The organism is Nocardioides sp. NPDC057577, assembly GCF_042801335.1.
Taxonomy (GTDB): Bacteria; Actinomycetota; Actinomycetes; order Propionibacteriales; family Nocardioidaceae; genus Nocardioides.
Genome location: NZ_JBHVGB010000064.1, coordinates 14,876 through 27,807, shown reverse-complemented (window position 1 = coordinate 27,807; position 12,932 = coordinate 14,876). Strand labels below are relative to the sequence as shown.

General features: G+C 69.8%; 10 protein-coding genes. 6 read left to right on the top strand and 4 right to left on the bottom strand.

What is annotated here, in order from left to right; translation table 11 throughout:
• Positions 1-93: 93 nt before the first annotated feature.
• From ACFU7D_RS14750 to ACFU7D_RS14740, 3 genes are all read right to left on the bottom strand, one after another.
• Positions 94-1,392, bottom strand: a complete 1,299-nt coding sequence (locus ACFU7D_RS14750) for a DEAD/DEAH box helicase (RefSeq protein WP_378726786.1) — start codon at positions 1,390-1,392, stop codon at positions 94-96.
• A gap of 91 nt (positions 1,393-1,483) precedes the next feature.
• Positions 1,484-2,497, bottom strand: a complete 1,014-nt coding sequence (locus tag ACFU7D_RS14745) for a hypothetical protein (protein WP_378868187.1) — start codon at positions 2,495-2,497, stop codon at positions 1,484-1,486.
• 80 nt (positions 2,498-2,577) lie between these two features.
• Entirely contained in the window at positions 2,578-3,732 is a 1,155-nt protein-coding gene (locus ACFU7D_RS14740; RefSeq protein WP_378868185.1) for a zinc-binding dehydrogenase, read from the bottom strand.
• A 122-nt stretch (positions 3,733-3,854) separates the two neighbouring features.
• On the opposite strand from ACFU7D_RS14740, the gene ACFU7D_RS14735 reads away from it, so the two are divergent.
• The 6 genes from ACFU7D_RS14735 to ACFU7D_RS14710 all read left to right on the top strand — a co-directional run bounded on the left by ACFU7D_RS14735 (position 3,855) and on the right by ACFU7D_RS14710 (position 12,168).
• Entirely contained in the window at positions 3,855-5,351 is a 1,497-nt protein-coding gene (locus tag ACFU7D_RS14735) for a PQQ-binding-like beta-propeller repeat protein (RefSeq protein ID WP_378868183.1), read from the top strand.
• A gap of 103 nt (positions 5,352-5,454) precedes the next feature.
• Positions 5,455-7,443, top strand: coding sequence for a threonine--tRNA ligase (gene thrS / locus ACFU7D_RS14730; protein WP_378868180.1), 1,989 nt, complete (start codon positions 5,455-5,457; stop codon positions 7,441-7,443).
• Between the two features lie 173 nt (positions 7,444-7,616).
• Positions 7,617-8,612, top strand: a complete 996-nt coding sequence (locus ACFU7D_RS14725; RefSeq protein ID WP_378868177.1) for a diiron oxygenase — start codon at positions 7,617-7,619, stop codon at positions 8,610-8,612.
• A gap of 13 nt (positions 8,613-8,625) precedes the next feature.
• Entirely contained in the window at positions 8,626-10,308 is a 1,683-nt protein-coding gene (locus ACFU7D_RS14720) for an FAD-dependent oxidoreductase (protein ID WP_378868175.1), read from the top strand.
• Between the two features lie 46 nt (positions 10,309-10,354).
• Positions 10,355-11,059 (top strand): TetR/AcrR family transcriptional regulator, encoded by a 705-nt coding sequence (locus tag ACFU7D_RS14715; RefSeq protein WP_378726772.1) that lies wholly within the window; start codon positions 10,355-10,357, stop codon positions 11,057-11,059.
• Positions 11,060-11,115: 56 nt separating this feature from the next.
• The gene (locus ACFU7D_RS14710) at positions 11,116-12,168 is read left to right on the top strand and encodes a M36 family metallopeptidase (protein WP_378868172.1); all 1,053 of its coding nucleotides are present in this window, start codon (positions 11,116-11,118) and stop codon (positions 12,166-12,168) included.
• Here the strand turns inward: ACFU7D_RS14710 and ACFU7D_RS14705 are convergent.
• Positions 12,158-12,925, bottom strand: coding sequence for a polyprenol monophosphomannose synthase (locus tag ACFU7D_RS14705; protein WP_378868170.1), 768 nt, complete (start codon positions 12,923-12,925; stop codon positions 12,158-12,160). The two genes, ACFU7D_RS14710 and ACFU7D_RS14705, sit on opposite strands and share 11 nt — an antisense overlap.
• Between the last annotated feature and the right edge of the window lie 7 nt (positions 12,926-12,932).

Here is a 12,932-nt window from a genome sequence, read left to right as displayed (position 1 = left end):
GACCAACACGGTCCCCTCGGCGCTCGAGAGGACCGTGTTGGTCTCGACACGCCTTCGCCTAGCGGCTCCGGCGGCTCGACCGACGGTGGAGACTCAGCGGCTGCCAGCAGCGCGTTGGCGCTTGCGGGCACGCGAGCCGGGGCGGCTCTTCCGGTTGCCGGTGCCCTCGCCGGCGGGGCGGCGCGGCGGCTGGGTGACGACCGGGACGAACGGGCCGGGGCGGCTGCGCTCGCCCGGAGCCAGCTCGACCAGGATCGGGTGGCTGGGGCCGTCGAGGCGGGTCGTGGTCGGCTTGATCCCGGCGGCTCGGGTCAGGGTGCGGACGTCCTTGACCTGGTCGGGCAGCATCAGGGTGACCACGGTGCCGGAGGCGCCGGCGCGGGCCGTACGCCCGGAGCGGTGCAGGTAGGCCTTGTGCTCGGCGGGCGGGTCGGCGTGGACGACGAGGGTGACGTCGTCGACGTGGATCCCGCGGGCGGCGATGTCGGTGGCCACCAGGGTGGTCGCCCGGCCGGAGTGGAACGCCTCCAGGTTGCGCACGCGGGCGTTCTGGGAGAGGTCGCCGTGGAGCTCGACGGCCGGGATGCCGGCGCGGCCGAGCTGGCGGGCGACGCCCTTGGCGCCGTGCTTGGTGCGGGTGAAGACGACGGTGCGGCCCGGAGCGGCGGCGAGGTCGGCGAGCACAGGGATGCGGTGCTCGCGGGCGGAGAGATGCAGCACGTGGTGCTCCATCTCGGCCACCGGCGACTGCGCCGAGTCGGCCTCGTGGATGACCGGCTGCTGGAGGAACTGCTTGACCAGCACGTTGACGCCCTTGTCGAGCGTCGCGCTGAACAGGAGGCGCTGGCTGCCCTTCGGCGTCATCGCCAGCAGGCGCCGCACGGCGGGCAGGAAGCCGAGGTCGGCCATGTGGTCGGCCTCGTCCAGGACGGTGACCTCGATCGAGGACAGGTCGGCGTGACGCTGCGAGATCAGGTCCTCGAGGCGGCCGGGGCAGGCGAGCACGACGTCGGCACCCTTGCGCAGGCCGATGACCTGCGGGTTCTGCCCGACACCACCGAAGACGGTCTGGACGCTCAGGCCGGCCTCTGCGGCGAGCGGCCGCAGCGACTCCTCGATCTGGCGGACCAGCTCACGGGTCGGGGCGAGCACGAGCGCCCGCGGCTTGCCGGACTTCGCCCGGGCGCCACCCGCGAGGCGGGCGACGAGCGGAAGCAGGAAGGCGTACGTCTTGCCCGACCCGGTCCGCCCGCGACCGAGCACGTCGCGCCCGGCGAGGGAGTCCGGCAGGGTCGCGGCCTGGATCGGGGTGGGGGAGGTGATGCCGTGGTGGTCGAGGACGGCGGTGAGGTCTGCGGGCACGCCGAGCGCGCTGAAGCTCTGCTGAGACAAGGAGGAGTCAACTTTTCAAGCGAGGTGTCTCGCCATAATGAGTTGATACCGAAAGCAGCCGGGGGCAAGACCGGAACGGGCCGCTGATGAGTCAGATACTACCGGTAGGTGATCCGTCCACCAGAATCGTCGGCTCATGCCGGCGCAGATGTGCGGCCAGGCTGTGCTGGTGATCGACCTGAGGCAGCGGCAGCGAGCGGCCGGTGACGAGGTGCAGGGTGATGTCGATGCGCGGGTTGGGCTTGCGCGAGTCGGCGACACCGGTGTCGATCCTGACCACGTCGTCCCACAGCACGACATCGGTGTGCCGGGCATATTCCAGGACCAGCCCGCCTTCGTACAGTCCCAGGTCGACCGCCAGCGGCCGCCTCAGCCCGAGCCAGGTGAGCCGGAAGCCGAGCCCCAGCCCGGCCAGTGCGACCGCCGAGCCGGCCAGGACGATCACGATCGGCAGCTGCGGGCGGGTCGCGATCCAGGCGCCGAGCCCGACCAGCGCAGGGCCGCCGAGCAGCCCGACCGGAACCAGCCAGGCCCGCCCGTGCGCCGGGTGGGTGCTCAGCCGGATGACAAGATCTTCGGAGAGCGACTCCTCGCTCGGCGTACGCAGCCATGCCCGCCGTGTCGGAAGCACCGCCAGGCCGAGCACGACGAGCCCGAGACCACCCCAGAGCACCGGATCGCGGCCCATGCCGAGGATGCGTACCGGCCACGGGTTGATCGCATGCTCGCCGTAGGCGTCCGCGCCGACCACCCACATCCGGAAGGTCGCCTTGGACGGGTTCGGGTCGCGGCCGATGTCGCGCAGGGTGCCGTGGATCTGCCCGGTCACCTGCTCGCCGGCGACCTTCCACCGGCCGGTGCAGGCGAGGATGTCGCCGGTGCCCGCGTCGAACTCGCAGCGCTCCACCACCTTCACCTCCGCCCATCGACCGCTGTTCCAGCGGTCCGCGACCTGCTGGGCGACCGCGGCGACGGGGAGCAGCATCGCCAGCGCTCCGAGGCCGAGAGTGAGCAGCACGACCGCGGCGGTGGTGCGCCGCTGCAGCCGCAGGATCCGCCGAGACGGCATGATGAGACGGGACTTGGGGCCGGTGGTGGGGGTCACGAGCTCTTTCGGAGGCGATGGACGATCGAGATCGGAAGCCTATCGGGGTATGCCATGAATCCGTTCACCAGAACCGTGGATCACGCCCAGGGGTCGACCAGGATCTTCGCGTGCGTCTCCGGGTCGGCCAGATCGTTGAAGGCCTGAGCGACCCCGTCGAGCCCGACGGTCCCGGTGTGCAGCGGTGAGGGGTCGACCTTCCCGCCGGCGATCAGCTCGAGCGTGCGCGCGAACTCCGCCGGGTCGTAGCCGAACACGAACCGCAGGTCGATCTCCTTGTGGATCGCGATCGCCGGCCGGATCGTGTCCGGCTCCATGCACACCCCGACCACCACGACGCGCGTGTGCAGCGGCGCCGCGGTCATGATCTGCTCCAGCATCCCGGGCACGCCGACGCACTCGAAGACCACCGGGCCGGTCGGCGACTGCCCCAGGCGGTCGGCGTTGAGCAGCACCGTCTCCCAGGGGAGCAGGGGGATGCGGCGTACGACCTGCATCGCGTCGATCCCGAAGCCCAGGTAGTCGGTCAGGGACTTCACCGGGCCACGCTGCTTGTAGGCGTCCCACGGCGAGGATTCGCGCGGGTCGACGACCACGTCGGCACCGCACTTCACCGCGAGCGCGCGGCGCGCGGGGGAGAGGTCGGAGGCGACGACCGTCTTCACCCCCTGCGCCTTGAGCATGAGGATGACGGCGAGCCCGATCGGGCCGCAGCCGATGACCACGGCGGGGCGCCGCGCGGAGACCGCTCCGCGGCGTACGGCGTGGAAGGCGACCGCCAGGGGCTCGGTGAAGACCGCCTGGTCGGGCGAGACGCCATCGGGGACCGGAAAGGTGAACGCCTCCTGGACGACGCAGTACTCCGCGAAGCCGCCGGGGGAGTCGACGTCGAAGCCGACCATGTGGACCGCCCCGTCGGTACGCAGCACCGGCAGTGCCGCCACCGAGGTGCCCGGCTCCCAGCGACCCCGGGTCTCCGAGCCGTAGGCGACGACCTCGCCGAGGATCTCGTGGCCCAGCACGATCTCCTGGTCCGGAGTCATCGCGGTGGTGTAGCCGATCTCGGTGACCACCTGGTTGAGCTCGTCGGCGTGCTCGCGGACATGCAGGTCGGAGCCGCAGATCCCGGTGCGCAGCACCTTGATCAGCAGCTGACCCGGCCCGGGCTCCGGTCGCGGCACCGACCGCACCGAGAGCTCGCCGTTGTGGACCACGGTTGCGCGCATCTGTGTCATCACGACTGACGCTACCGTGCGCTGCGGCGCGGATCATGTCGACCCGGTCGACCCATCTGATTGCCGGGAAACGGTGCGTTTCGAAGGCAAAACGATGGATACGTCTGATAAACGATGAAATCATGACCCAGATGCCCCAACCGACCTGCCCGCGCTGCGGTACGCAGCTCGCTGCCGGTGTGACCGCCTGTCCCACCTGTGGGGTTCCGCGATTCGGCCCGCCCACGCCGGGCATTCACGACGAACCGACCCTGGTGCCGGGCTCATGGACCCCGCCGCCCCCGCCGCCTGCCCAGTGGGCGGCGCCGGGAACTCCGCCGCCAGGCTTCCCGGCGCCGGGCCCCAAGAAGCGGACAGGACTGTGGATCGGTCTCGCCATCGGCGTGGTGCTGCTCCTCGTCGCCGGCATCGGCACCGCCGCCTTCTTGCTCCTACGCGACGACGAGGGCGGCGAGCTGACCGCAGGGCCGGTGACGACCGAGCCGAGCCAGGAGTGGTCCTGGGAGTCCGACAAGCCGGTCGCGTACGTCTACCCCGGACCGGGGCTCAACCTGGTCAAGCTGGGTGGCGAGGAGCCTGGGCTGGTCGCCCTGGACGAGGACGGCAAGGAGCGCTGGCGCGACGAGCGGCACCCCTACAACTACCTCAACTTCTACGAGGACCAGAAGCTGATCACGGCGAGCTGGTACGTCGCCACGGCTTCCAGCGCGGGCAGCGACAGCGACAGTGGCGACGTCGTGTTCGACTACGACGGCGAGGTCGTCTGGGAGAACACCGATCCGGAGGTCGGTCTCCACGGCATCGCCGAGGACGGCGACTTTGTGGTCCGGGTCGGCGAGAAGCTGACCAAGCTCGATCCCGAGAGCAAGGAGGAGGACTGGAGCATCACCGGCCAGGACTTCGCCTACGCCGACGATGCGACCTTCGCCCTCGACGGCGACCAGCTGACCCGATACGCGGAGGAGAGCGGCGAGCAGGAGTGGAGCACCGAGCTGCCCCCGGGCCATGCCGCAGGTCTGGCGGAGGAGTATCTGCTCGGGCTTCGCGCCAACGACGACTTCGTTCTGGTGACGTCCGGCAGCCTGTTCGCCTTCGACCCGAAGACGGGCAAGAGCCTGTGGACCGAGAACGTCTCCGGTGACGTGAGGAGTGTCGCGGGCAACAGGTACGCAGTCTCGCCGCCGTACTCCTACGACGAGACCGCGGGCGTGTCGGTGAGCCCCACGCCGCCGTTCCCGATCTACGGCAAGGAGGGCGAGGCGGGGAGTCTTGACATCGTCGAAGGCGGCTTCGGGTGGATGGCGGTCGATGTCGTCGCGGTCGACGGGAAGGAGATGACCCTGCAGAGGTCGAGTGGCGGCCTCTACGACATCGACGGAGCCTTGGCCGAGGACGGCTACGACCACGTGGCGGACACGCTCGACGAAGGTGTCTACACCGTCGACGGCGCGACGATCGGATACCGAGAGTGGGGCCGTGACGCGCCGGAGTGGACGCTCACGCTCGACGAGGTCGATTCGCTGGCGACGGAAGAGGAGCCCGGCCAGGATGTCGAGGTAGCCGCCGGGGCGGGGGCGATCTTCGTCAACGACGAGCACACCGTCTGGCTCTATGAATGAGCCGGTCCGGGTGGTGTCCGGCGGTGCTTGATGCACGGTGTGCGCCACCATCTGGATACGATCGGCGTGGCCCAAGTCCACCCGAACGATGCCAGGAGAAATCGTGTCCGAGATCAAGATCGCCGTACTCACCCCCGACGGGCGCGAGGAGCGGACGGTCACTACGGGCACGAAGGCGTGGGAGCTCTTCGCGGACAACCCCGACGTGATCGCGGCCCGGGTCGGTGAGGATCTCAAGGATCTCGCCTACGAGCTCGCCGACGGCGACGAGGTCGAGGGTGTCCTGATCGACTCCAAGGACGGCCACGACATCCTGCGTCACTCCACCGCGCACGTGATGGCGCAGGCGGTGCAGGAGCTCTTCCCGGAGGCCAAGCTCGGCATCGGCCCGCCGATCACCGACGGCTTCTACTACGACTTCGACGTCGAGACCCCGTTCGTGCCCGAGGACCTCGTCAAGATCGAGTCCCGGATGAAGAAGATCATCAAGGCCAACCAGAAGTTCTCCCGCCGGGTCACCACCGACGACGACGCCCGCGTCGAGCTGGCCGACGAGCCCTACAAGCTCGAGCTGATCGGGCTGAAGGGCTCGGCGGCCGATGCCGCCGAAGGCGCCAGTGCCGAGGTCGGCGGTGGCGAGCTGACCATCTACGACAACCTCGACCGCAACGGCGAGATCGCGTGGAAGGACCTGTGCCGCGGCCCGCACCTGCCGACCACCAAGCGGATCCCGGCCTTCAAGCTGATGCGCAGCGCCGCGGCGTACTGGCGTGGCGACGAGAAGAACAAGCAGCTCCAGCGCATCTACGGCACCGCCTGGGAGTCCAAGGAGGCGCTCGACGCCCACCTGACCCGGATCGAGGAGGCCGAGCGCCGCGACCACCGCAAGCTCGGCCGTGAGCTCGACCTGTTCTCCTTCCCGGACGAGATCGGCTCCGGCCTCCCGGTCTTCCATCCCAAGGGCGGGATCATCAAGCGGGAGATGGAGGACTACGTACGCGCCAAGCACATCGAGCACGGCTTCGAGTACGTCGGCACCCCGCACATCGCGCGTGAGCAGCTCTTCCACACCTCGGGTCACCTGCCCTACTACGGCGACGGCATGTTCCCGGCGCTGGACGTGGACGGGCAGGACTACCGCCTCAAGGCGATGAACTGCCCGATGCACAACCTGATCTTCCGTTCGCGCGGGCGGTCCTACCGCGAGCTGCCGCTGCGCCTGTTCGAGTTCGGCTCGGTCTACCGCAACGAGAAGTCGGGCGTCATCCACGGCCTCACCCGCGTGCGTGGCTTCGCCCAGGACGACTCCCACTCCTACTGCACCAAGGAGCAGGCACCGGCCGAGGTCAAGCACCTGCTCGACTTCATGCTGACCGTCCTCAAGGACTTCGGTCTCGACGACTTCTACCTGGAGATGTCGACCCGCGACGACTCCAACAAGGACAAGTTCGTCGGCAGTGACGAGGACTGGGCCGAGGCCACCAAGATCCTCGAGGACGTCGCGTCCGAGACCGGTCTCGACCTCGTGCCCGACCCGGGCGGTGCCGCGTTCTACGGACCGAAGATCTCCGTCCAGGCCAAGGACGCGATCGGCCGGACCTGGCAGATGGGCACGGTGCAGTACGACTTCAACCAGCCGGCCGCGGACCGGTTCAACCTGGAGTACCAGGCCGCCGACGGCACCCGCCAGCAGCCGGTGATGATCCACTCGGCGAAGTTCGGTTCGATCGAGCGGTTCCTGGGTGTGCTGGTCGAGCACTACGCCGGCGCCATGCCGCCGTGGCTCGCCCCGGTCCAGGTGGAGATGATCCCGGTCGCGGATGCGTTCAACGACTACGTCTACGACATCGCCGGCAAGCTGAAGAAGGCAGGCGTACGCGTCGAGGTGGACGAGTCGAGCGACCGCTTCCAGAAGAAGATCCGCAACGCCCAGCTCCAGAAGATCCCGTTCATGCTGATCGCCGGAGGCGAGGACGTCGAGAAGGGCGCGGTCAGCTTCCGCTACCGCGACGGCCACCAGGAGAACGGCATCCCGGTCGACGAGGCCATCGAGCGGATCGTCGCCGCCGTGGAGTCGCACGAGCAGGTCTGAGCGCCGCCATCGACAAGCGCCCCATCCCAGCCGGGATGGGGCGCTTTCGTATGCCCCGAAGATACGCGTGACACGAAGTCGCGCGTACTCTTGTTATCGGGACGCGTGTCCGGGTAACGTGGGTCACGTCGTCAGCTCAACGTAGAACTCAGCGATGCAAAGGAGCGATCGTCATGACCGCTGTTCAGGATGAGAAGTCCGCTGGATACGTCCGCCAGGGCAAGCAGGCCTACCTCGACACGCTTCGTACGCTGTCCGAGGCCTCGGTGGAGGTGCACTTCGACCCGTTCAAGGACATCGACTGGGACTCCGACGAGCTTGCGGTGCTGCCCGACGACGAGCGCTGGATCCTCAACGACTCCGACGAGATCGGTGCCCACCCGTGGTACAAGGCGCTGTCGAAGCAGCGCCAGATCGAGATCGGGATGTACCGCTGGGCCCAGGTCGCCAAGGTCGGCCTGCAGTTCGAGCAGCTGCTCATCGGCGGCGTCATGAACCACCTGGTCTGGTCGTCGAACAACAACCCGGAGTTCCGTTACGCGACCCACGAGGTCACCGAGGAGACCCACCACACCCAGATGTTCCAGGAGTTCGTCAACCGGGTGAACCCCGACGTGGCGGGCGCGCCGACCTACTTCAAGGTCCTGGTGCCCTTCATGGCCTCGGCGGGCGCGTTCTTCCCGGAGGCGTTCTTCACCGGCATCCTCGCCGGCGAGGAACCGATCGACCACCTGCAGAAGGGCGCGATGCGCTCCGGCGGCAGCCACCCCGCGGCCAACCGGATCATGCAGATCCACATCGCCGAGGAGGCCCGCCACATCGGCTTCGCCCACCAGTACCTCGAGCAGCACGTGCCCGAGCTCGGCCGCGTGAAGAAGACGCTGCTGGCCTACCTCTTCCCGGTCATCATGCGCCTGCTCTGCGACGTGATCATGGTCCCGAGCAAGCAGGCCCGCCACGACATGGGCATCCCGGACGAGGTAGCGAAGGAGATCTGGTGGGACTCCGCGGAGTCCGAGAAGCTGCTGCGTGACCTTTTCGGTGACGTACGCCTCCTGGCCGACAACCTCGGCATCCGCAAGGGCCCGGCCAAGCTGCTGTGGAAGCTGACCGGCATCGACGGTCGCGCCTCGCGCTTCCGCGCCGAGCCGCGCGCGGCCTCGTACTGAGGACCGGTCACCAGTGCCTCACGTCGTCACCCAGTCGTGCTGTGCGGACGCCTCGTGCGTGGTCGCCTGCCCGGTCAACTGCATCCACCCCGCCCCGGGCGAGCCCGGCTTCGGTGAGGCCGAGATGCTCTACGTCGACGCCAAGAGCTGCGTCGACTGCGGAGCCTGCGTCACGGCCTGCCCGGCCGACGCCATCGTCCCGCACACGACCCTGAGCGCCGCGCAGACGCCGTTCCTGGCGATCAATGCGGAGTACTTCGAGGTCTTTCCGCACCAGGACCGCACCCCGCTCGCCCTGGTCCACCCCCAGCGCCGGCTGACCCGCACCGGGCCGTTCCGGGTCGCGGTGGTCGGCGCCGGGCCGGCGGGGATGTACGCCGCCGACGAGCTGCTCAAGCACCCCGAGATCACCGTCGACGTCTTCGACCGGCTGCCGACGCCGTACGGCCTGGTCCGGGCCGGGGTCGCGCCGGACCACCAGAACACCAAGCAGATCGAGAGGCTCTTCGCGCAGATCGAGTCGCAGCCTGGGTTCCGCTACTTCCTGGGTGTCGAGGTCGGCAAGGACGTCTCCCACGCCGAGCTGACCGCTCGCTACGACGCGGTCGTCTACACCGTCGGCGCGGCGAGCGACCGGACTCTCGGGATCGACGGCGACGACCTGCCCGGCTCGCTCAGCGCGACCGACTTCGTCGGCTGGTATAACGGCCATCCCGACAAGCAGGACCTGCCCGTCCACCTCGACCCGGACTCCCTCCCGTCGGGGCGGGTCGTCCTCGTCGGCAACGGCAACGTGGCGCTCGACTGCGCCCGGATCCTCGCCGAGGACTCCGAGCGGCTGGCCGGCACCGACATCGCCGAGGGGCCGCTGGCGGTCCTGCGCGACAGCGCGGTGCGGGAGGTCGTCGTCCTCGGGCGCAGGGGGCCCGAGGAGGCGGCCTTCACCGTGCCCGAGCTGGTCGGGCTGATGGGGCACACCGGAATCAACGTCGTCGTCGACACCGGGGACCTTCCGATCGAGGAGGCGCTCGCCGGCGGCGCGACCACCACCCGGCTGCTGCGCGAGCTCGCCGGCCGCGAGGTGCGTCCGGAGCTGCGTACGGTCGTCCTTCGCTTCCTCAGCTCGCCGGTGCGCGTGCTGGGCGAGGGCCGGGTCGCCGGGGTCGAGGTCGGTCGCAACCGTCTGCAGCGCGACGAGCACGGTGTCGTCCGGGCCGTTCCCACCGGCGAGACCGAGGTCCTCGAGACCGGCATGCTCCTGCGAGCGGTCGGCTACAAGGGGCTGCCCGTGGCCGACCTGCCCTACGACGCCGCCACCGGCACCGTCCCCAACGAGCGCGGCCGGGTGCTCCCGGGTGTCTACGTCGCGGGCTGGGTCAAGCGCGGCCCCAACGGCTTCATCGGCACCAACAAGTCCGACGCAGAGGAGACGGTCGAGCAGCTGCTCGACGACCTCGACGCGGACCGGATCCCGGCCCCGGTCGGTGACGCCGGCGAGATCACCGCGGTCGTACGCAGCCGCCAGCCCGCCATGGTCGACTTGGCCGGCTGGCAGGCGATCGACCGCGAGGAGAAGCGTCGCGGCGCCGAGTCCGGCCGTCCGCGGGTGAAGATCACCGATGTCGAGGAGATGCGGGGCATCGCCGCGAAGTCGCGGAAACCCCGATACTCTCTTGGACGTCGCAAGGAGCGCTGAGACGCTCTCGACACGGAGCGAAACAGGGGAGCAGGGGGAGACTCGGGTGGCCGAGAAGCGCGATGGTCGGCAGGACCGGTGGAGCAAGCACAACGAGCAGCGCCGCCAGCAGATCATCGACGCCGCCATCGCGGTGATCGAGGCCGGTGAGCCGGGCGCCGACGTACAGGTGCAGCAGATCGCGGTGCGCGCCGGGCTGTCCCGCACGGTCATCTACCGCCACTTCGAGGATCGTGCCGACCTCGACCGGGCCGTGCAGCAGGCGATCCTCGACGGCCTCTGGTCCGACCTGATGCCCGGGATCACCCTCGACGGCACCGTGCCGCAGATCATCGAGCGGATCATCGGCACCTATGTCCGTTGGGCCCGGGCGCATCCGGCTCTCCACCTCGCCGCCGACCACGACATCGACGGTGGTGACGACGGCCCCTTCCAGCAGGGGATGGAGCAGCTCGCGGGCCGGATCTCGGCGATCGTCGGCACCGCCGTCCTCGCCCTCGGGGGCAACCCCACCGAGGAGGAGGCCGAGGCGCTCGACCCGCTGATCTACGGCCTGGTCGGCGCGGTCTTCGGTGCCGTACGCCGCTGGCTGACCCGGACCGGTGAGCGCCTGCCCGCCGAGACGCTGGAGCGGCTCACCGCCCAGTCGATCTGGTTCGTCATCGACGGCCATGCCCGTAGCTTCGGGATCGAGCTCGATCCCGACCTTCCGCTGGAAGAACTCCTGTCCAAGGACATCCTGGCGGTATAACCTCCCGGTATCACCGGCCGCACGGCCGTTCAGTCCAGGAGAAGACCATGCCCCACATGCGCAGACTCTCGATCGCCGTCACCGCCGGCCTGGCGGCCACCGCCGGGCTCGCCGCCCCGCTGATCCCGGCCACCGCGGCCCCGGACAGCGGATCCTCCGAGGGCACCGCCCGCGTCTTCATGGTCAACCCGGTCCAGTCCAGCAACGACCAGGACCTGAGCGACCAGAAGGACGCCGCGAGCGCCGTCCCGGACAGCGCCTACGCCCAGGTTCCGCTCACCCACCTGGACGGCTCGGGCTACCTCCGTGGCGACTACGCGGTCGTCGAGTCGAGCACCGGCACGCCCGCGCGCTCGACCACCAACACCTTCTCCTACGACCGCCACCAGGACCAGTTCGAGCAGGTCATGGGCTACTTCTGGGTCACCCGGGCGCAGACCTACCTGCACACCCTCGGCTTCGGCGAGACGCTCCCGGGTGTCCTGAACGAGCCGTTCTCGGTCAAGATCAACCAGTACGGCGGCGACAACTCCTACCAGACCGACAAGCCCTACCGGATCCGGCTGGGCAAGGGTGGTGTCGACGACGCCGAGGACGCCGAGGTGATCGTCCACGAGTACGGCCACGCCGTCCACGCCAGCCAGGTGCCCGGCTACGGCAGCAGCCTGGACGCCGGCGCGATCGGGGAGTCCTTCGGCGACTATCTCGCCGTCACCGTCGGGCTCGACGCCGCCGCGGAGTTCGGCTGGCCGGTCGCCGCCGACCCGTCGTGCCCGATGGACTGGGACTCGACCTCCTATACCGACGCCCCGCACTGCATCCGCAGCTTCCACCTCGACCTGACCCTCGAGGACCGCCGCAACCAGGTGCACTACGACGGCCAGATCTGGAGCCAGGCGCTGTGGGAGATCCGCGAGGGCTACCAGGCCCTCGGCCTCTCCACCCGCGACTGGGACACCACCCTGATCTACTCCCAGTTCTCCTACGCCCCCGACACCAGCTTCCAGGCCGCAGCCGCCGAGACGTACGCCGCGGCGGTCGCGCGCGACGGCGAGGCGGCCGCCGACCTGGTCCGCGACCGGTTCGCCGCCCGGGGGATCACCTTCTGATCATCGCGCCGGCCGCGCCCACGGGGTGCGGCCGGGCGGAGGTGAGCTCCGCGAGCCGCCATCGCAGCACCATGACGGCGGCCTCGCGGGCCACCTCGCCGCTCATCTTGGACGTGCCGGCGGTGCGCTCGACGAACGTGATCGGATGCTCGGCCACGCGCAGGCCCAGCCGTTCGCAGCGCCAGGTGTTCTCCACCTGGAAGCCGTAGCCGGTCGAGGTCGTCTGCAGGACTCCGGCCCGGACCAGCGCCTCGGTGCGCCACGCGCGGAACCCCGCGGTCGTGTCGTGCGTCCTCAGCCCCAGCACGCGGCGGGCGTAGGCGTTGGCGCACCAGGACAGCGCGCGCCGGCGCAGCGGCCAGTTCTCGGTGGCGCCGCCCGGGACGTACCGGGACCCGAGGACGACGTCGTGGGTGCGCAGCAGCGCGAGCATCGCCGGGATCTCGGCGGCGGGGTGGGAGCCGTCGGCGTCCATCTGGACGATCGCGTCGTAGCCGCCGGCGACGGCCGCGGCGATACCGGCCCGGTACGCCGCCCCCAGACCGTCCTTGGACGTACGGCCGAGCAGGGCGAGCCAGTCGCCGAACCCCTCGTGCGCCTCGACCAGCGCGGCGGTGCCGTCCGGGCTGCCGTCGTCGACGACCAGGACGTCGATACTCGCCCGGTCGCCGGCGGCCCTGACGGTCTCGAGGCTCGTGAGCAGCGTGGGGAGGGTGGCCGCCTCGTTGAAGGTCGGCACGATGATGACGCAACGCATGGAGGGA